General features: G+C 68.1%; 20 protein-coding genes. 7 read left to right on the forward strand and 13 right to left on the reverse strand.

Annotation, left to right across the window (positions count from 1 at the left end):
• The first annotated feature begins 107 nt into the window (after positions 1 to 107).
• Together CFB35_RS25730 and CFB35_RS25735 are read left to right on the forward strand one after the other, a co-directional pair.
• Positions 108 to 1,094 (forward strand): oxidoreductase, encoded by a 987-nt coding sequence (locus tag CFB35_RS25730; protein ID WP_059585085.1) that lies wholly within the window; start codon positions 108 to 110, stop codon positions 1,092 to 1,094.
• Between the two features lie 214 nt (positions 1,095 to 1,308).
• Positions 1,309 to 1,608: a DUF4148 domain-containing protein gene (locus tag CFB35_RS25735; RefSeq protein WP_050012329.1), complete on the forward strand. Its 300-nt coding sequence runs from the start codon at positions 1,309 to 1,311 to the stop codon at positions 1,606 to 1,608.
• A gap of 193 nt (positions 1,609 to 1,801) precedes the next feature.
• Here CFB35_RS25735 and CFB35_RS25740 read toward each other — a convergent pair whose 3' ends face one another.
• From CFB35_RS25740 to CFB35_RS25765, 6 genes are all read right to left on the reverse strand, one after another.
• Positions 1,802 to 2,995: a TauD/TfdA family dioxygenase gene (locus CFB35_RS25740; protein ID WP_059584408.1), complete on the reverse strand. Its 1,194-nt coding sequence runs from the start codon at positions 2,993 to 2,995 to the stop codon at positions 1,802 to 1,804.
• A gap of 23 nt (positions 2,996 to 3,018) precedes the next feature.
• On the reverse strand, positions 3,019 to 3,975 hold the full coding sequence (locus tag CFB35_RS25745) for an alpha/beta hydrolase (protein ID WP_059584407.1): 957 nt from the start codon (positions 3,973 to 3,975) through the stop codon (positions 3,019 to 3,021).
• Positions 3,976 to 4,031: 56 nt separating this feature from the next.
• On the reverse strand, positions 4,032 to 4,520 hold the full coding sequence (locus CFB35_RS25750; RefSeq protein WP_059584405.1) for a thioesterase family protein: 489 nt from the start codon (positions 4,518 to 4,520) through the stop codon (positions 4,032 to 4,034).
• Between the two features lie 10 nt (positions 4,521 to 4,530).
• Complete coding sequence (locus CFB35_RS25755; protein ID WP_059584403.1) at positions 4,531 to 5,496, reverse strand: L-carnitine dehydrogenase; 966 nt, start codon at positions 5,494 to 5,496, stop codon at positions 4,531 to 4,533.
• An 89-nt stretch (positions 5,497 to 5,585) separates the two neighbouring features.
• Complete coding sequence (locus tag CFB35_RS25760; RefSeq protein WP_059584402.1) at positions 5,586 to 6,515, reverse strand: 3-keto-5-aminohexanoate cleavage protein; 930 nt, start codon at positions 6,513 to 6,515, stop codon at positions 5,586 to 5,588.
• A gap of 61 nt (positions 6,516 to 6,576) precedes the next feature.
• Complete coding sequence (locus CFB35_RS25765; RefSeq protein WP_059584400.1) at positions 6,577 to 7,530, reverse strand: choline ABC transporter substrate-binding protein; 954 nt, start codon at positions 7,528 to 7,530, stop codon at positions 6,577 to 6,579.
• A 445-nt stretch (positions 7,531 to 7,975) separates the two neighbouring features.
• Here CFB35_RS25765 and CFB35_RS35110 point away from each other — a divergent pair, with 445 nt between their 5' ends.
• Positions 7,976 to 8,143: a hypothetical protein gene (locus tag CFB35_RS35110; RefSeq protein ID WP_155634553.1), complete on the forward strand. Its 168-nt coding sequence runs from the start codon at positions 7,976 to 7,978 to the stop codon at positions 8,141 to 8,143.
• Between the two features lie 146 nt (positions 8,144 to 8,289).
• Here the strand turns inward: CFB35_RS35110 and CFB35_RS25770 are convergent, their stop codons facing one another.
• From CFB35_RS25770 to CFB35_RS25800, 7 genes are read right to left on the reverse strand one after another with little or no spacing between them, the layout of a single operon-like run.
• Positions 8,290 to 9,795: an aldehyde dehydrogenase family protein gene (locus tag CFB35_RS25770; RefSeq protein WP_089465732.1), complete on the reverse strand. Its 1,506-nt coding sequence runs from the start codon at positions 9,793 to 9,795 to the stop codon at positions 8,290 to 8,292.
• Positions 9,796 to 9,828: 33 nt separating this feature from the next.
• A complete protein-coding gene (locus CFB35_RS25775; protein WP_226094018.1) occupies positions 9,829 to 10,296 on the reverse strand; it encodes a cytochrome c in 468 nt (155 codons plus the stop codon).
• A 59-nt stretch (positions 10,297 to 10,355) separates the two neighbouring features.
• Positions 10,356 to 10,856 (reverse strand): cytochrome c, encoded by a 501-nt coding sequence (locus CFB35_RS25780; protein WP_059584396.1) that lies wholly within the window; start codon positions 10,854 to 10,856, stop codon positions 10,356 to 10,358.
• Positions 10,853 to 11,398, reverse strand: a complete 546-nt coding sequence (locus CFB35_RS25785; protein ID WP_059584394.1) for a methylamine dehydrogenase light chain — start codon at positions 11,396 to 11,398, stop codon at positions 10,853 to 10,855. Before CFB35_RS25785 ends, CFB35_RS25780 begins: the two co-directional genes overlap by 4 nt.
• A 39-nt stretch (positions 11,399 to 11,437) precedes the next feature.
• On the reverse strand, positions 11,438 to 12,073 hold the full coding sequence (gene mauD, locus CFB35_RS25790) for a methylamine dehydrogenase accessory protein MauD (protein WP_059584393.1): 636 nt from the start codon (positions 12,071 to 12,073) through the stop codon (positions 11,438 to 11,440).
• Positions 12,070 to 12,624, reverse strand: a complete 555-nt coding sequence (locus CFB35_RS25795) for a MauE/DoxX family redox-associated membrane protein (RefSeq protein ID WP_059584391.1) — start codon at positions 12,622 to 12,624, stop codon at positions 12,070 to 12,072. The genes mauD and CFB35_RS25795 overlap by 4 nt, the downstream gene beginning before the upstream one ends.
• 7 nt (positions 12,625 to 12,631) lie before the next feature.
• On the reverse strand, positions 12,632 to 13,789 hold the full coding sequence (locus tag CFB35_RS25800; RefSeq protein ID WP_059584390.1) for an amine dehydrogenase large subunit: 1,158 nt from the start codon (positions 13,787 to 13,789) through the stop codon (positions 12,632 to 12,634).
• A 241-nt stretch (positions 13,790 to 14,030) separates the two neighbouring features.
• Between CFB35_RS25800 and CFB35_RS25805 the strand changes: the two genes are divergently transcribed.
• The 4 genes from CFB35_RS25805 to CFB35_RS25820 all read left to right on the forward strand — a co-directional run bounded on the left by CFB35_RS25805 (position 14,031) and on the right by CFB35_RS25820 (position 19,577).
• Positions 14,031 to 14,993: a helix-turn-helix domain-containing protein gene (locus CFB35_RS25805; protein WP_059584388.1), complete on the forward strand. Its 963-nt coding sequence runs from the start codon at positions 14,031 to 14,033 to the stop codon at positions 14,991 to 14,993.
• Positions 14,994 to 15,106: 113 nt separating this feature from the next.
• Complete coding sequence (locus CFB35_RS25810) at positions 15,107 to 16,051, forward strand: GlxA family transcriptional regulator (protein WP_059584387.1); 945 nt, start codon at positions 15,107 to 15,109, stop codon at positions 16,049 to 16,051.
• Between the two features lie 480 nt (positions 16,052 to 16,531).
• Positions 16,532 to 18,244, forward strand: a complete 1,713-nt coding sequence (locus CFB35_RS25815) for a M36 family metallopeptidase (RefSeq protein ID WP_059584385.1) — start codon at positions 16,532 to 16,534, stop codon at positions 18,242 to 18,244.
• A gap of 79 nt (positions 18,245 to 18,323) precedes the next feature.
• Positions 18,324 to 19,577 (forward strand): M20/M25/M40 family metallo-hydrolase, encoded by a 1,254-nt coding sequence (locus CFB35_RS25820; RefSeq protein ID WP_059584384.1) that lies wholly within the window; start codon positions 18,324 to 18,326, stop codon positions 19,575 to 19,577.
• Positions 19,578 to 19,645 lie beyond the last annotated feature (68 nt).

Raw genomic sequence — 19,645 nt, forward strand, 5'->3', positions numbered from 1 at the left:
CGGTCTAATTCTCCTGCTTGTCTGCGACGTCCGTCCGCACTATCGTTACATCACTCGATGTAACGATTACGTGTCGCGGCCGACCGGTCGCGCCGATGGAGGCAGACATGCATGCATGGAGCGCGCGCCACGTCCCGGCGCAAGGCGGCAAGGTCGCGGTCGTGACGGGCGCCAACAGCGGCCTCGGCTGGCAGCTCGCGGAGACGCTGGCCGCGAAAGGCGCGGCGGTCGTGATGGGCTGCCGCGACGCCGCACGCGGCGCGCAGGCGGCCGACGCGATCCGCCGGCTTCATCCTCATGCACGCGTCGAAGTCGATCCGCTCGACCTCGCCGATCTCGCGTCGATCGCGCGCTTCGCGGCCGACGTCGGCGAACGCCACGGCCGCGTCGACATCCTGTGCAACAACGCCGGCGTGATGTTCCTGCCGCTGCGGCACACGCGCGACGGCTTCGAGATGCAGTTCGGCACCAACCACCTTGGCCATTTCGCGCTGACCGGCCATCTTCTGCCGGCGCTGGGCGCCGCGCGCCGGCCGCGCGTCGTCACGATGTCGAGCGGCTTCAACCGCGGCGGCCGGATTCGCGTGGACGACCTGCGCGCCGCGCAGCGCTACAACCGTTATCTCGCTTACTGCGACAGCAAGCTCGCGAACCTCGTGTTCGCGCTCGAGTTGCAGCGCCGCTTCGAACGCGCGGCGTTCGCCGGCATCAGCGTGGCCGCGCACCCCGGCTACGCGGCGACCAACCTGCAGTTCGCGGGCCCGGCGATGGACCGCTCGCCCGCCCGCGCCGCGCTGATGCGTGCCGCGAACCGTTATCTCGCCCAGCCGGCCGACCAGGGCGCGCTGCCGGCGATTCATGCGGCGACGTCGCCCGATCTGGCCGGCGGCGCGTATATCGGTCCGTCCGGCTGGTTCGAATCGCGCGGGCTGCCGGCGCCGGCGAGCGTGCCGCGCGCGGCACGCAATGCGGCGTCGGCGGCGTTGCTGTGGGAAGCATCGGAAGCCGCGACGGGTGTGCGCTTTCTCAGCGCCGACGCGCCTGCCGGACGCTCGCAGCGCCGGCCGTTCGACACGGCGGCCGAGGCACGCTGAACCGCGCACCGCCCGCCGCAACATTCTTCATACTTATTACGCCCACCGAAAAGAAAGCCCGTTGAAAGACTGATTCGACGCCGCACTGTTACCAGCCAGGAAACAATTTATCGTCAAAATCAGCGTTTACCCTGAACACGCCGGTGACTAAGATTTGATCAATCGCTCAAGACATGGTGTCGGGAGCGAACTCAATAAAACACCGGAGGTCACCATGAAATCGCTCGTTTCCGCAGTCGTTGCCGCTGCCGCCCTGTCCGCTTCGTTCGGCGCGTTTGCCCAAAGCACCGTGACGCGCGCTCAAGTGCGCAACGAACTCGTCCAGCTCGAACAAGCCGGCTACAAGCCGGGCGTGTCGAGCCCGTACTACCCGAACGACATCCAGAGCGCCGAAGCGCGCGTGCATGGCGCCGACACCAGCGGCTACGGTGCGCAACCGGCGCCGCTCGTCCACTCGGGCGCACCGGCTGCCGCTTCGTCGAACGCACGCGACTCGATCTTCTTCGGCCAGTAAGCCGAGGCGCCCCGGCGGGCGCCGCGCGTCGCGCGATGAAGTCACGCAGTCCTGACGAGCCCCGTTCGCGGGGCTCGTCTTCTATGTGAAACGCATACCTCCGCCGCCCGGCAGCGGGTGGCTTCGCCCGGACGCCTGGCGTCCGGGTGCCTTTTCCCCGAAAAGGCGTGCGTGAATGCGCCGTGTGCGCGGGTCAGCGCACCGCGGCCGGCACCGACCGCGACAGCACCCGCCACCGCGACAGCAACTCGTCGCGATCGACGTAGCAGCCCTGCAAGTGCCGGCGGCCCGTCGACGGCTCGAACGCCGTGCGCGCATGCAGCACGCGCCGGTTGTCGAACGCCCACATGTCGCCCGCCCGCAGCCGGCGCTGCACGCGAAAGCGCGGTTCGCGCGCCAGCGCGAGGAACCGCCGGTACGCACGATAGACGGCCGCCACCGAGCCGGCCGGCGCATCGAGCGGCCCGCGCAGGAAGTTCGCGACACGCACTTCCGTCACGTTGCCGCGCGCATCGCGCCCGATCACCGGCGCCGAACAGCGGTAGTCGCTATTCGCGCTCTTGTTCCAGAACTCGAACGGCGTCGACGCGAGCCGCTCGAAATCGTCCGGATGTTCGCGCCGCAGCGCATCCGCGAGCGCGAAGCCGTCGAGGAAGATGCTGTCGCCGCCCGTCGCATCGTTCGCAAGGCAATGCAGGAACTGCACGCCCGGCTGCAATTCGCGCGTCGGCAGGTCGGTGTGCGGCGGCAGATTCAGCGACGTATACGCATTGCTGTCCGGGCGCGGCTTCGATTCGACGTCGAACAGCACGCCGAAATTGCTTTCGCGGATCAGGCCGACGCGGCGCGCGATCTCGTCCACGCGGCCGCGCTCGGCCGGCACGCCCTCGACGAGCGTGAGCCCCGTGCGCTGCAATGCGCCGAGCCATGCGAACAACGCGCGGTCGTCATCCATCACGTCGCGCCACGCGAACACACCGATCGCCGTTGCATCGTCGCCGGTCCATACGTGCCGCCCGTGCGCGGCCACGCGTTCGGCGCGGGACGCGTCGTCGTACGCATGCGCACGCAACCATCCCGGCGACCACGCGCTGCGGTGCCCGTCGTTCCATTCCACATGCAGCGCGCCGTCGGTTTCGACGTGCACGGTGAGCGCGGACAGATCGTCGCGCGCATCGGCGATCTCGAACACCTGTTCGCGCGTGATCGCATGCACGCACGCCGAACACGCGCAGTTGTCGCGCAGCCAGTCGAAATGAAATGGCGATCGTCGCGCGTCGCTCCACTCGACGTGCACCGCGCCATCGCCGATCGTCGCCGCCGCGATGGCCGCGTCGGCCGAAAACGTCCGCCAGTCCTCGATACGGTGTTGCGCTGCTGCCTGCATCGTTGCCTCCCGGAAAACGCCCGCTACGCGTATGGTGCGAGCAAGAACCCGCCGACCGTCCGGTGCATCCGTGCGGCCTGCGGGCTCGTCCCGAGCGCGCGCCAGCAGCCGTGCACCAGCCCCTCTCCCATCCAGTAGTGCGCGACGCCGCCGGCCGCGCGAATCCGCTCGACGTACACGCGCGCATCGTCGCGCAGCGGATCATGCTCCGCGCCGATCGCCAGCACCGGCGGCAGCCCGTCGAAGCGAGTGGCTTCGAGCGGCACCGACGCACGCAGCAGCGGATCGCCGTCGCGCAGCACGTCGCGAAGGCTGCCGCTCCAGTACAGCTCACGATAGCGGTGCACGTCGTCGAGCGTCAGCATCGGCGCGTGCGCTTCGGCTTCGCGCGCGGGCGATTGCGGTTCGAAGCCGAGCATCGGATAGACGAGCGCGATGCCGTCCACGCCGCTTTCGCCCGCATCGCGCAGCGCGGTCGCCACCGCCGCCGCGAGCATCCCGCCCGCGCTGTCGCCCGCGAGCGTCAGCGGATGCACGCAGCGCCCGAACGGCCAGCGTGCATCGCGTGCGGCACGCGTGACGGCCAGGCAATCTTCAAGCGCGGCCGGCGCACGGTGTTCGGGCGCCAGCCGATAGTCGACCGCGATCACGTCGAGGCCGGTATCGGCCGCCAGTTGCGCGGTGATCAACGCATGGCTGTCGAGCGAGCCGACGACGAAACCGCCGCCATGAAAAAACAGCACCGTGCCGCGCGGCGCGCCGTGCACGCACGTATAGCGCCGCAGCGCGATCGTGCGGCCGTCCGGCGCGTGCCACTCGGCGTTCTGCTGCACGATGCCGGCCGGCAGCGCGGCCGGCGTCCATTCGGCCGCGAAGCGGTCGTAGAGGCGGCGCTGCTCGCCGGGCGGGCGCGCCGCCGCATCGGCCGGATACCACGCGTCGACGGCCGCGACGAACGCCGCGATTTCCGGTTCGAGCATCGTGTGCGCTCCGCGGTGGAAGTGGAAGGTCGAAGATCGAACGGTGAAGCACGCCGCTAGCGGCGCGGCGGCAGCGCAATCACACGGCCGGCGTAAGCGGGCGCCGCGCGATCGCGCTGCAATGCATGCAGTTCAGCCACGCGCGCGGCCACGTCGTCGTCGAACGGCGCGGACTTCGCGCCGTCGCGCGTATCGACGTGCAGCAGCATCTGCTCGCTCGCCGATACCGCGTCGTCATGCCCTTGCGCGAACAGTTCGAGATACAGGTGCAGCCGCTTCGCGTCGTGCGCGAGCACGCGCGCATCGACGCGCACCGGCGTGCCTTCCTTGATCTCGTGCAGGTAGTTCACGTGCGCTTCGAGCGTGTAGACCGAGCGGCCCCGCGTGCGACGCGCGGCGTCGTCGAGGCCGATGCGATCCAGCAACGCATCGGTCGCGAAGCTGAAGATCAGCAGGTAGAACGCATCGCGCAGGTGGCCGTTGTAGTCGACCCATTCGGGCCGCACCACGTCGCGGTAAATCGTCAGCGGGGTATCGCCCGTCATCGCCAGTCCTTTATTCCTCGAATCGCATCCCGTGCCGCGCCTTCACCGCGGCGATCGCCTTCAGCACCTCGGTGATGCACTCGTCGCGATAGCGTTCGAGTTCCTTGATGCTGCGCGCGCCCTGCTGTTCGGTCGTGCCTTCGACGACGCTGTCGATCAGCGCGTCGGTGAGCTTCGGCGCGACCAGCTTCGTCCATGGCAGTTCGAGCGCGGGGCCGAACTGCTGCATGAAGTGTCGCATGCCCGCGTCGCCGCCGGCGAGCGTATAGGTCAGGAACGTGCCCATGAACGACCAGCGGATACCCGCGCCGAAACGGATTGCGTCGTCGATCTCGCCGGTCGTCGCGACGCCTTCGTTGACGAGATGCAGCGCCTCGCGCCACAACGCTTCGAGCAAACGATCCGCGATGAAGCCCGGCACTTCCTTGCGCACGTGCAGCGGCCGCATGCCGAGCTTGCGGTAGATCTCCATCGCGGCTTCGACCGCTTCCGGCGACGTGCGCGCGCCGCCGAGCACCTCGACGAGCGGCAGCAGGTAGACCGGATTGAACGGGTGGCCGACCACGCAGCGCTCCGGATGCGTCGCACGCGCATAGAAGTCGGTCGGCAGCAGCCCCGACGTCGACGACGCGATGATCGCGTCCGGCTTCGCCGCGCGGCTGATCTGCTCGTGCAGTTCGAGCTTCAGCGCCTCGCGCTCGGGCGCGCTTTCCTGGATGAAATCCGCATCGGCGACGCACGCTTCGATCGTCGACACGAACTGCAGCCGCGCCGGATCGGCGCCCGGCGCGAGGCCGACGCGCTCGAGCGCGGGCCACGCGTTCGCGACGTTCGCGCGCAGCCGTGCTTCGGCGCCGGGCGCCGGGTCCCACACGACCACGTCGAGGCCGTGCGCGAGCGCACGGCAAATCCATCCGCTGCCGATGACGCCGGTGCCGATCGCGGCGAACGTCTTGATGTCGGTCTTCACAGCCATGTCAACGCATCCTTCGAATCAGGGGAAATCGATGGCGGCCGCGCGTGGACGCACGCCGCCGTGTCATGCCGGTCAGTGGGTGAAAACGCTCACGCGAATTCGGCGATCGCGCGGCGTTCGAGCGGACGCTCGCCGCGCGCCGGCAGGCCGAGCTTGCGGCGGCCTTCGGCCGGCGTCAGCACGCGCCCGCCGAGCCGTTCGATGATTTCGCGCGCGCGCTCGACGAGCGTGCCGTTGGTCGCATGCACGCCGCGGTCGAGCCAGATGTTGTCTTCGAGGCCCACGCGTACGTGGCCGCCGAGCAGCATCGCCTGCGCGACCATCGGCATCTGCATGCGGCCGATTCCGAAGCCGGCCCAGTGCGCGCCCGGCGGCAGGTTGTCGACCATCGCCTTCATCGTGCCGGTGTCGGCCGGCGCGCCCCACGGAATGCCGAGGCACAACTGGAACAGCGGCGGATCGTCGAGCAGCCCTTCCTTCAGCAACTGCTTCGCGAACCACAGATGGCCCGTATCGAAGATTTCCAGCTCCGGCTTCACGCCGAGCTCCTGGATGCGCTTCGCGCCGGCGCGCAACTGCGCGGGCGTCGATACGTAGATGTAATCGCCGTCGCCGAAATTCAGCGTGCCGCAATCGAGCGTGCAGATCTCGGGCAACAGTTCCTCGACGTGCGCGAGACGCGTGAGGCCGCCGACGAGATCGGTGCCCTTGCCGAAGCGCATCGGGTCCTCGCCGGGGCCGATCTCGAGATCGCCGCCCATGCCAGCTGTCAGGTTGATGATCACGTCGACGTCGGCCGAGCGGATGCGGTCGACCACCTCGCGATACAGGTTCGGGTCGCGGCTGCCGCGCCCCGTTAGCGGATCGCGCACGTGGCAGTGGGCGACCGTCGCGCCGGCCTTCGCGGCTTCGATCGCGGCGGCCGCGATCTCCTTCGGCGTGACGGGAATGGCCGGATGCTTGCCGACCGTATCGCCCGCGCCGGTGACGGCGCAGGTGATGATGACTTCGTGATTCATGCTGGATGCCTCGCTTGATTCGGGTTGTGTCGCATTGCGGGTAGCGCGCGGGCGCCGGCCATCACAGGCCGAGATACGCCTTCACGGCTGGCAGGCCGTCCTTGCCGTCGAACGTCTTGACGCCCGCGAGCCACGGATCGAGCACCTGCGGGTTCTTCTTCAGGTACGCCTTCGCGGCCTCGGCCGGCTTGGTCTTGTTCATCACCGACTGCATCAGCTGGTTCTCGAGCTGCGTCGAGAAGCGCAGGTTCGTCACGAGCTTGCCCGCGTTCGGGCAGCGCGCGATGAAGTCGGGCGCGGTGAGCGTGTACACGCGCGCCTCGCCGTAGTTCGGCCCGAACGCCGCGTCGCCGCCCGACAGGTAATTCATGCTGAGCTGAATGTTCATCGGGTGCGGCTCCCAGCCGAGGAACACGACCCACTTCTTCTCGCGAATCGCGCGCTCGACCGTCACGAGCATCCCGGCCTCGCTCGATTCGACGAGCTTGAAGCCGCCGAGCCCGTACTGGTTCGTGTCGATCATCTTCTGGATCGTTGCGTTCGCGCTGCTGCCCGGCTCGATCCCGTAGATCTTGCCGTCGAGTTCCGCGCGGTGTTTCGCGATGTCGTCGAAGGTCTTCAGGCCGGCCTGGTACGCGTAGCTCGGCACCGCGAGCGTCGCCTTCGCGCCGGACAGGTTCGGCGGCTCGACGACGTTGATCGATTTGCTGTCGAGGAACGGTTGCAACTGCTTCTGTTGCACGGGCCACCAATAGCCGAGCGACACGTCGAGCTGCTTGCTCTTGAGGCCGGCGAACGAGATCGGCACCGATGCGATCGTCGTGGTCGGCTTGTAGCCGAGCGCCTCGAACACGGTCGACGCGAGCGCGGTGGTCGACGTGATGTCGGTCCAGCCGATATCCGCGAAACGCACGGTGCGGCAGGTCGCGGCCTCCGTCTCGGCCAGCGCGGCCTGCGTGAACGCGCCCGTCGCCAGCACGGCCGCGGCAAGCGCGGCGATCTTCGTCGACTTCATGGTTCGATTCCTCCCGGTTGGTCTCGCGGCAGCCGGTGCGCGAAGTGTGCGCCGGCCTGCATCGTGGGAGTAAAAGTAACGAGCCATATTCGCCGCGAGAAGACCGGCGGCGACCTGTTCTTGCCTGTTTGCGACTATGAGTGGAAACCACTAGGTTTCGTCCGAGGCTTGACGGACGGGGGTTTGGGGTTTTTATGGAGATCCGCCGGATTGCCCGGATGCGGCGCGCACCTTTCGATTCCGTCACGGTGTTGCTGACGGATTTCCGACGCGTTGCCGGATGCCATGGGCCGGCCCTATGCTGGCAGTCGCCGGGCGTTCGCGCGCGGCTCGCCCCGTTGCCGTGCCGCACCGGGCCCGGACGTCGCGCGTCGCCGGAACGAATGCAGACGGACACGGCCGCCCGTCGCGACGTCAGTCTTCGATCTTTCCGCCAAGGAACACCATGATGCTTGCCGCTTTCTTCGTCGTCGCCCTTGTCGCCCTCATCGCGCCCATGTACCGCGGCGTGATGCACGGCGCGGATGCGAAGCTTCGCGCGCGATTCGATGAGGAGGCCCCGCGCGGCGATGCGGCACGCCAGTTGATGCGCGACGCGGGATACAACGTCTGATCGGCATACCTGGCATCGCGCGGCATTCGGCGAGCACGATCCGCGTCGCCGGCGCGGCGTGCGTCATCGTCGGGGGGGCTGATCCGCGCGTGACGGCCGCGCTTGCGTTTCCGATGCGCCGGAAACGCACGCATTCGCCGCGACGCTCACGCGTAGTTCATCATCACCGACTTGCTTTCCGTGTACTGATCGATCACCGCGCGGCCGAGTTCGCGGCCGAAGCCCGACTGCTTCATCCCGCCGAACGGCAACGCGTTGTCGAGCAGCGAGTGGCAGTTGACCCACACAGTGCCGGCCGCAATACGCGGAATCAGCTTGTGGATCGCCGCAAGATCGTTCGACCAGATGCTCGCGCCGAGGCCATACGGGGTGTCGTTCGCGAGCCGTACGGCCGTGTCGGCGTCGTCGAACGGCATCGCGACGAGCACCGGCCCGAAAATCTCCTCGCGCACCACGCGCATCGCATGCGTCGTATCGACCAGCACCGTCGGTTCGACGAAGAAGCCGGGGCCCTCGATCGCGCGGCCGCCCGCCGCCGCGCGCGCACCCTCGCCGAACCCCGAGTCGATGTAACCGCATACGCGCTCGCGCTGCTTCGCCGACACGAGCGGGCCGACCTGCGTGGCCGGGTCCATCCCCGGGCCGATCTTCAGGCTCGCGGCGATCTTCGCGACGCGCTCGATCACGCCGTCGAACACTTTCGAGTGGATGTACGCGCGCGACCCGGCCGTGCACACCTGCCCCTGATTGAAGAAGATCGCGTTCGCGACGCCCCGCGCGGCCTTGTCGAGATCGACGTCGGGCAGCACGATCACCGGCGACTTGCCGCCGAGTTCCAGCGACATCCGCGTCATGTTGTCGAGCGCCGCGTGGCCGATCGTCTTGCCCGTCTGCGTCGATCCGGTGAACGCGATCTTGTCGATGCGCGGATCGCGCGACAGCGCCGCGCCGGCCGTGTGACCGTAGCCGGTGACGATATTGACGACGCCGTCCGGGAACCCGGCCGCCTGGATCAGCTCGCCCAGCCGCAATGCGCTCAGCGGCGTGTCCTCGGCGGGCTTCAGCACGACGGTGCAGCCGGTCGCCAGCGCCGGCGCGATTTTCCATGCGGCCATCAGCAGCGGGAAATTCCACGGAATGATCGCGCCGACCACGCCGACGGGCTCCTTGCGCGTATAGGCGAAGATCTCGCTGTCCGGCAGGTACGGCATGCCGGCATCGATCACGCTGCCTTCGATCTTCGTCGCCCAGCCGGCCATGTAGCGGAAGCATTGCGCGGCCATCGCGACGTCGAGCCCCTGCGCGACCATCACCGGCTTGCCGTTGTCGAGCGATTCGATCACGGCAAGCTCGCGCGCGTGGGTTTCGATCAGGTCGGCGAGCACGAGCATCAGGCGCTCGCGGTCGGTGGTCTTCGCGCTGCGCCACGGGCCCGCATCGAAGGCGCGGCGCGCGGCAGCGACCGCCTGCTGCACGTCGCGCTCGTCGGCTTCGGGCACCCGTGCGATCACGGTGCCGTCGGCCGGATTCACCACATCGAGTTCGCGGCCCGACATGGCATCGCACCATTCGGCGCCGATCAGCATCTTCTTCGGCTTCGCGAGAAACGCGCGCGTTGCGTCGAGCAGCGCAAAGGTTTGGTTCGTCTCCATGTTCACGTTTCCTTGAATCGTTGAATGAGTCGGTCAATAGCGATCCGTGACGCCGTCGATCCCGCGCGCCTGCAACGCGCGAACGAGGCCGGCGCGCACGGTCGCGACGTCGGACAATGCGGGACGGCGGTGCGCGGCGACTTCGGCAGCCGTATACGGCTTGAAGTCGCGCGGCAGCGCATCGCGGTTCATCGTCGTCAGCACCCAGTTGAGCACGTCGGCCAGTTCCCGATCCGACAGCGCCGAGTTCGACGCGCCGGGCACGCGCATCACGTACTCGCGCCCGGCCGGCAGGTGCGTGAAATAGCCGAGCGAATTCGCGAGCGGCGGCACCTTGCCGGGAATGCCGCCACCCGTGGCCGTGTGGCAACCCATGCAGTTGAGCACCCAGTGCTGCCGCGCGAGCGCGGCATCGGCCGCGCCGTCGGCCCGTGCGGGCGTCGCGAACGCGCAAGCCGCCGCGCCCGCCAGCAGCAGCCAGGACGACAGGCGATGCGACATGCCGCCGAGCCGCGACGCCAACGCGCACCGCCTGCCGCGTGCCGGCGCGCGAACGCCGTTCACAGGCCGAGCCCCTTGATCACCGCCGCGCGCTGCGCATGCACGGCCGCGCCGTCCATCGGCTTCGCGCGCGCCGCGCGGATATCGGCGGCCGTGAACGGCTTCGCGTCGCCGTGCTGCGCGTTGAGGTCGAACACGACGTAGTTGAGCACGTGCGCGATGTCGTCGTCGCTCGCGCTCGCGAACGACGGCATCTTGAAGTTGTAGCGCTTGCCATGCACGTCGATCTCGCCGAACATCCCGTGCAGCAGCGTCGCGATCAGTTGCGCCCGCCCCGCTTCCACCGCCGCGTATTTGCCCGGATACTCGGTCAGCGGCGGCGCGAGGCCGTCCTGCCCTTTCCCGCCCGCCTGGTGACACACCACGCACTGCGCGTCGAACAGGCTTTTCCCGGCCGGGTAATGGACGGTTGCCTGTGCGCCCGCCGCGGCGGGCCACGCGAAGGCCGCCACGGCCGTCATCCACGCCACGACGATCTTTCCTGCCTGCTTCACTTTCATTGCTTTGCCGCTCCCAGCAGAACCGAAACCGAACAGTGGTAATTCGAATTACCGTTCGCCATGCACCAGTTGATGTCGTTGTTCAGCGACAGCTTGTACAGCGGCTTCTCGCGCTCGTTGCGGTTGCAGAAGCATTTGCCGCACGAGGTCTTGCCGCAGCAGTCGTTGTACGACACGATGTAGTCCGAACCATCGTGCGGATTGCGGCAGGTGCCGATCCACGTGATCGGAGAAGGCGTCGTGCCCGGCGGACAACTGCTCGACGTGCCGCCGCAGCAGCTGCAGAGCCAGCCGTCGATCGCGCAGTATTTCCAGTAGTCGCAGCTCGTCGGGTCGTCGCTCGCGCCCGCCGCGGCGGCACCGGATGCGCCTGACGCCCCCGACGCCGCCTCGGCCGCATACGCGGTACGGTCGACGGGCAGCAGCGGCAACAGCGCCGACCCCACCAGCACCTTGCCGAGCTTCGCCATCGCGCCGCGCCGCGAGCTGTGCTGCGCGACGCCGCGCGCCGACCGCTCGAACCATGAATCAAACACGCCCATGTCGTCGTTCTCCAATGACGTTGAAAAAGGTTCGGCCGGTCATGCGTGCTGCGCGTGCGCGTCGTGGGCATCGTGGCCGTGATCGCCGTGCACGAACTGCTGCAACGACGCGACGCCGCGCTCCTTCGCCTCGAACAGGCTCTCGAGATGCTCGCGCGTGTTGACGAGCCCCTTCGCGCGCACGGTGCCCGTTTCGTCGAGCAGGACCGCATACGGCAGCTTGCCGATCTGATAAGCGAGGCCGAGCTCCCGCGACAGCACGTACGGGAAGCGCCCGAGGTCGTGCTTTCGCGCGAAGCGCGTGTGTTCGTCGGCATCGCCGTCGCTCGCGAGCACGATGTTCACCGGCGTCGCCTCGCTGGCCTGCAGCGACGGCAGCAGCGGCAGCAGCTTCTTGCAGACCGGGCACGTCGGCGACAGGAAGAACAGCAGCGTGGCCTTGCCCGCTGCATCGATGCCGCCGACCTTCACGTGCGACCCGCGGATGTCGGCCAGTTCGAACGTCGGCGCGATCGCGCCGACCGCCGGCCCCTTGTCGATCATCAGCGCGCCGGCCGGCATGATGCGTTCGTACAGGATGCCGATCTGGCGCACCAGCGCGAGGCAGATCGCGCCGAGCGCGAGGACGGCCACCCACAACAGGGCGGTGGAAACGGTGAGAGCGGTTTGCATCATGAATTCCTCAGATGAGAAAGGCGCGGGACGTTGGCGAGCAGCACGTCGACGGTGAGCAGCGCGCAGACGATCAGCAGCACGGAGAAGAACAGCGTCAGGTAGTCGAGCCACACGATGGCGCGCACGCCCGGCTCGACGAAGGCGGTCGCGGCCAGCGCGACGAGCAGCAGCACGCGGCCGACATGCAGCCAGCCGATGCCGCGCGGTGCGTCCGCACGCGCGGCCGTGAAGCCGGAACAGCCGCAGTCGATGTCGGTGCGGCCGCGCAGCAGATTGATCGCGAGCCCGGCGGCAAACGCCGCGAGCAGCGCGATCAGGCCGCTCGCGCCGGCCGCGCGTGTGTCGGGAAACAGCAGCGCCACGGCGGCGACCACTTCCGCGAGCGGAATCGCGAATGCGACGGGCGCGGTCAGCGCATCGGGCAGCAGCCGGTAGCCGGCAAGCGCCTGGCGGAACGCGGCGGGCCGGCGCATCTTCGCGAAGGCGCCGAGCAGCACGACGGCGGCCGCGCCGGCCTGCGCGCCGGTGGCGAGTACGGGATCGAGTGTCATCGCGGCCTCACGGGTTGACGAGCAGCGACGACGTATTGCCGACCTGCTTCTCGACGTGCCGCAGCGCGCCGGTGCGCGCGTCCATCACGACGAGGTCGGAGGTCGCCGTCAGCCCGTAGAAGAGCGGCTTGTCGTCTTCGCTGACCTGAATCGACACGAGCGGCTCGACCTTCATCTGCGCGAGATCCCAGCGCGCGACGCGCTGTTTGGTCTTCAGGTCGTATACCCACACCTGCGTGCCGGGATCCTTGTGCGAACCGTCGGCGCCCTTGTGCATCAGCACGTAGTAACGGTGCTGCTTCGCGTGCACGGCCGTCTGCTGCAGGCCGCCCGGGCGCCAGCCCGCGGCGCGCTCGGCGTCCGTCAGCAGCGGCCACGGCTTGCCGAACGCCGGCTTGTCGCCGCTGAAATCGGCGCTACGCACGTTGCCGCCGTAGGTGGTGAACAGATAGCCGCCGTCGTACCGCGACGCGTTCACGAACGCCGGATCCCTGTCGACGTCGATGAACGCGTCCGACATCGTGCGCTTCGCCTCCTTGCCGTTCGCGTCGAGCGTGACGGTCAGCGCCTTGCCGCTTTCGCACAGCGCGGTGAAGCGGTCGTTACCCGACGGATAGGCGAGCACGCACGCGGCCATGTCGATCTCCGACAGCACCTGCTTCGAGACGGCGTCGATCACCGTCACGGACGCGGCCGGCGTGATGTTCGCGACGTACAGCCGCTTGCCGTCCGCGCTGAACGCGGTGTTGTACGGCGACGGCACGTGTTGCGCGTGCTTCGCCGGAATCACGATCTCGCCCGCGTGATCGAGCGTCGTGTTGTCGATCATCTCGACGACGTCGGTGCGCGTGCCGTGCGAGCCGCGCGAGAAGTAAGTCGTCGCGACGAAGCTCGTCTTGCGGTCCGGCGAGATCGCGAAACCGGGGGCGAAGCCGCCGTCGATCTGGCCGAGCAGCTTCTTCGCATCGGCGTCGTACACGTGGATGCGCCCGTCGGTCATCGACGGCATCGAGATGTCGACGACATAGACCTCGTGCGGATGCCACGGCGGCATCTTCCGCACGGCCAGCTCTTCGGGTTTTTCCGTCGCGTTCGCGCTGCCGGCCCATGCCGCCGCCAATGCCAGCGTCGCCGCGAGCGCCGCGGTTCGTCGCCTTGTCCTCATGCCGCCTCCAGTGGGGAATTCACGTTGTGTGAGGCGACTGTAGTTCGACAATAAATGCGTCCAGCACCCGGACCGGCAACGCGTACGTGCCGATTCGGGATATCGGAAATGTGCGTGAAAGCCTCGCGGCGGCATGCGTTGCGCCCCTCTGAAGCACGCGCACGGAATAGCGCTGGCCCGTATTGCGTCGACCGCCCGGTCGGTTTAATCTTGCGCGGTCCGAACGATCGCCGGAGGTGCCGTGCTCGCGTTTCATCAGAGGTTCGACGACGCAGATCGGCATGCGGAGGCGCTGCGCGGCTGGAATCAGCGTTACGACCAGATCGGCTCCGGCGCGTATCGCAGCGCGGTCAAATACGCGGTGCTCGATGGCGTCCAGCTGTTCCAGGAAGCGGCGAACGTGCGCATCATCCAGCGCGGATGTTTGCCGCACGGCCATACGGTGTTCGGCATGCCTCTGACCGGCTCGGGCACCTTCGCGTTCGGCGACGCGCGCCTCGAACGCGGCACGATCGTGATGGCGCGCGGCGGCATACCGTTCGAACTCCATTCACCCGACGACATGTCGCTGATCGGCGTGGTCATCGAACCCGAATTGATGCAGCAGATCGAAGATGCCGCCGACGTCCGGCTGGATGCACGCGCGCTGCGGCGCGGCGTCGTCGAGGTGCCGGTCGCCGCACGCGAACGCGCGAGCGTGCAGCTCGCGACGCTGCTCGAACGCGTGCTGTCGGCGCCCGACACGTTCGATTCGGCCCGCGCGCAGTGCTCGATGCGCGCCGACGTCGGCAACGTGCTCGTCGATCTCCTCACGTACCGGATGCCCGAGCCGTCGAACCGGCTCACGCACGCCTGCCACGCCGACATCGTGCGCCGCGTGCACGACTACGTGATCGAGCACCCGGAAGCGCCGGTCGACATCCTGAGCCTCTGCACGCAATTGCGCGTGAGCCGGCGCACGATGCAGAACAGCTTTCAGTCGGTCGTCCAGACGAGCCCGCTCAACTACACGCGCTCGCTGCGCCTCGCGCAGGTCCGGCGCCTGCTGCTCGACCCGCGGCAATCCGACCTGCCGATCAGCGAGGCGGCCGCGCGCTGGGGCTTCATGCATCTCGGGCATTTCGCGAACGCGTACAAAGCCCAGTTCGGCGAATTGCCGTCGACGACCGTGCGCCGGACGGTGCATCGTGCGAAAACGCGCTGAGCGCCGGCAAAACCCGCGATAATCGGGCTTGAACGTCCGGCGAGCGCGCCGGGCGCGGCCCGCTCGCCGCGTCGCGCGGTGCGCGACGACCACCCGCTTCCACCCACGCTCCGATGCCCGAGGACTTCCACTTCCTGCTGCTGCCCGGCTTCTCCGCGCTCGGCTTCATGTCCGCGGTCGAGCCGCTGCGCGTCGCGAACCGCTTTCGCACCGAGCTCTATCGCTGGCACGTGATCAGCGCGGACGGCGCGCCCGTCGCCGCGAGCAACGGCATTCCGGTCGCCGCGGAAGCCGCGTGCGCGGACGTCCCGCAGGTCGATACGGTGTTCGTCGTCGCCGGCTTCGATCCGCTCGTCTGCTACACGCGTACGCTCGGCGACTGGCTGCGCCGCCAGCACCGGCATGGCGCCACGCTCGGCGGCATCGATACGGGCAGCTTCGTGCTCGCGGAAGCCGGGCTGTTCGACGCGTCGCAATCGCTCACGCTGCACTGGGAAGCGCTCGCCGCGTTCCGCGAGCGCTACCCGGGCCTGAACGCGACGCAGGAGCTGTTCGAGATCGACGACCGGCGCATCACCTGCGCGGGCGGCACCGCATCGATCGACATGATGCTCGACCTGATCGGACGCCGGCACGGCGCCGACCTCGCGGCGGCGATCTCCGAGCAGTTCGTCGTCAGCCGCATCCGGCAGCGCTCGGACAGCCAGCGGCTCGAGATCGCCGCGCGCTACGGCGTGCACAACCGCAAGCTGATCCAGGTGATCGGCACGATGCAGCGGCACATGGAGAATCCGCTCGGCTCCGACGCGCTCGCGCGGGAGGTGTCGATCACGCGGCGTCAGCTCGAACGGCTGTTCAGCGCGACGCTGAACGACACGCCGACGCGCTTCTACCTGAACCTGCGCCTCGATCGCGCGCGCGAGCTGCTGCAACAGACCGACATGAGCATCACCTCGGTCTGCGTCGCGTGCGGCTTCGAATCGCCGTCGCATTTCTCGCGCACCTATCGCGCGCGATTCGGGATGAGCCCGCGCAGCGACCGGCGGGCAACGCGCTGATCGTCGCGGCTTTTGACTACAATCCGGCGCGGTATTGCGGGTTCCGACAGCGTTTCCCGCCGTTCGCTCAACAATGCCGGCGATTGAACGGCCAACCGAAGCGGTCGTCGAAAATAATCTGGAATGTCGTTGAAAATATTCTGTAACATACCAAACAAAGTTAGATAGGGAGCCTAACGACACGCGTGCGTCATCTCCACGCGCGTCGGGTCGTGCAGGCTGCCAACCGATATCCGATATCGATCCGAGGGGTATGACATGACGATGCTCGATTCGCCGTCGCCGCACCTGCCTGCCGTTCGCTTCTCCTCCGCTTCGCCTGCCCGCTTATTTTCGACCTGACAGTTAGGCTTCCTTAGTCAGTCGAGACTCCCAGCACCGCTTCGCCGCACCGGTTCCATCGAACCGGCGCGCGGGCCGTGTCGTGCCTGCTCGCCACGAGCGCGCGGGCGTGTCCAACCGTTGAGATGAGGATCACGTATGCAGACATCACGCAAAGCATTGCCGCTCGCCCTGGGTCTCGCGCTCGGTTTCGGCATCGTCGGCGGCACCCTGGCCGATACGAAAGTGTCGAATCCGCAGGCCGCGAGCCTGCGCGAAAGCCTGACGCGCGGCGTCGCGCCGCCGCCCGCGAAGGCCGATACGGCCACCGGGCAATTCCGCGCGGACGGCGTCGCCGTCACGCTGTACAACCCGGCCTATCGCGCCAGGAAGGCCGCCGCGACGCCCGCCGCCACCGCGCGCGACTTCATCGCGTCGCAGGCGGCGCAACTCGGGCTCGACGCCACCGCGCTCGCGAGCCTCGTCGTCACGTCGGAACGCGACGACGCCGACTTCACCGTCGTGCGCCTGCAGCAGCAGGCCGCCGGATTGCCCGTGTACGGCAGCGACATCGCGGTGACCGTCGCGAAGGACGGCCGCATCCTGTACGTCGCGAGCAACACGATCAACGGCGTGGTCGCGACGACGCGCAAGTCGCAGGCCGTCGACCAGCAGCAGGCGCTCGAGCGCGCCCGCGCGTATCTCGGCGTGAGTGGCTTCACGCATCTCGACGCGCAACTCGTCGCGTTCGTCGACAAGGCCGGCACGCATACGGCATGGAAGGTGCGCGGCCGCCCGCAGGACGGCCCGAAAGGCGACTGGGAGCTGCTGATCGACGCGGGCAGCGGCGAAGTGCTGCGCGCCGAGGACAAGGCGTTCTACGCGACCGACGGCACCGGCTTCGTGTTCCGCCCCGATCCGCTGTCACCGACGAAGAGCAGCTACGGCAGCACGGGCTACAAGGACGGCAACGACACCGATTCGACGCAGCTCACGGCCGCGCGCGTGCGCGTGACGCTGAAGGATGTCGCGCAGTCGGGCACGCGCTACACGCTGACGGGCCCCTACGCGGCATGCGTCGATTTCGACGCGCCGCTCGACAAGGCCTGCCCGTCGCAGTCCACGCCCGCGTTCGAATTCACGCGCGGCAACCTGTATTTCGAGGCGGTGAACGTGTACTACCACATCGACACGTTCCTGCGTTACGTGAACCAGACGCTCGGCGTCAAGGCGCTGCCGTACCAGTACACGGGCGGCGTGCAGTACGACCCGCACGGCGAATCGGGCGACGACAACTCGTCGTACTCGTCGAGCAGCGGCCGACTGACCTTCGGGCAGGGCGGCGTCGACGACGCGGAAGACGCGGACGTCGTGATCCACGAGCTCGGCCACGGCATCCACGACTGGGTCACCAACGGCGGCCTGTCGCAACAGGAAGGCTTGTCCGAAGGCACCGGCGACTATCTCGCCGCCGCGTACAGCCGCGACTTCAACCAGTGGAGCCCGTCGGACGCGCAGTATCACTGGGTCTACAACTGGGACGGCCACAACGAGTTCTGGGCCGGCCGCGTGACCAACTGGAACGTCGGGCGCACCTATGCGCAGGCGCGCGGCGCGGAGATCCACACGGCCGGCCAGTACTGGGCGTCTTGCAACCTCGTCGCGCGCGACGCGATCGGCGCGCAGGCGATGGACAAGGCGTTCCTGAAGGGGCTGTCGATGACCAACAGCTCGACCAACCAGAAGGCCGCCGCGCAGGCCGTGCTGACCGCCGCATCCGCGCTCGGCTACAGCAGCGCGCAGCTCACCGCGATCGGCAACGCGTACAACAAGAGCTGCACGTACGGCGTGACCGTTCCGCAGAAGTCGTAATACCGCAGCAGGCGGGAGCGCATCGCACGACCTGCGGCGCGCTCCCTTCATCGACATCGCCATCCTCACGAGATCGAACATGCCTACTCTGACACCGACCCGCCTGAGCGCCGCGCTGGGCGGCATGCTGCTGACCGCCGTCGCGCACGCGACGCCCGTCTGGATCACGCTCGGCGACACCGCGTTCCGCCAGCTTCAACGCATCGATGCGACCGCAACCGCGCAGTTCAGCACGACCGTCGATGCCGGCAAGGCGGCCGACGGCGCCGCGCGCCGCGAAACCGTTCACGTCGTCGAGATCGACGATTCTCGGCTCGGCGAACTGGCCCACGCCGTCCACCACACGCGCGGCCACGGGCCCGGCTACGTCGTCCACGATTCGTTCGACGACGCGCGGCAGGCGCTGCAGCCGTTGCCGGCGACGCTCGCGAAACAGGCCGCCGCCCCCGCGTACACTGTGTCGAACGTGCCGCAGATCGGCACGTGGATCCAGCAACTGCAGGCGAGCAACATCGTCGGCACGATCACGTCGCTGTCCGGCTTCACGAACCGCTACTACACGACGTCGCACGGCGTCGCGGCGTCCGACTGGCTCGCGCTGCAGTGGAAGCAGCTGGCCGGCTCGCGCGCCGACATCACCGTCGAACAGTTCGCGCATACCGGTTTTCCGCAGAAATCCGTGATCCTGACGATCCGCGGCAGCGATCCGGCCGCGGGCACCGTCGTGCTCGGCGGCCACCTCGATTCGACCGTCGGCCGCACGACGGAGAACACGCGCTCGCCCGGCGCCGACGACGATGCGTCGGGCATCGCCAGCCTGACCGAGGCGCTGCGCGTGCTGCTCGCGAACAACTACCGGCCGAAACGGACGATCAAGTTCGTCGGGTACGCGGCCGAGGAAGCCGGCCTGCTCGGCTCGAAGGCGATCGCGAAGCAGTTCCGCACGCAGAATACGAACGTGGTCGGCGTGCTGCAGCTCGACATGACGAACTACAAGGGCGATCCGAAGGATATCTACCTGATCACCGACTACACGAACGCGGCGCAGAACACCTACGTGAAGAACCTGGCGGCGACCTACCTGCCCGAGCTCGCGATCGGCACGTCGCAATGCGGCTATGCGTGCTCGGATCACGCGTCGTGGAACGCGCAGGGGTATCCGGCATCGTTCCCGTTCGAGGCCGACCAGAACGACAGCCCGTACATTCACACGGTGAACGACACGCTGGAAAACTCGGATCGACAGGCGAACCATGCGCTGAAATTCGGCAAGCTGGCGCTGGCCTATGCGGTCGATCTCGGCGGCATGGCGGGCGCGACGATCAAGCGCTGAGCATTCGTCGTCGAGCGGCTTTCGCGTTCGGCAACGAAACGGGCGTTCACCCGCGCGGGTGCGCCCGT

The organism is Burkholderia sp. AU16482 (genome assembly GCF_002223285.1).
Classification (GTDB): domain Bacteria; phylum Pseudomonadota; class Gammaproteobacteria; order Burkholderiales; family Burkholderiaceae; genus Burkholderia; species Burkholderia semiarida.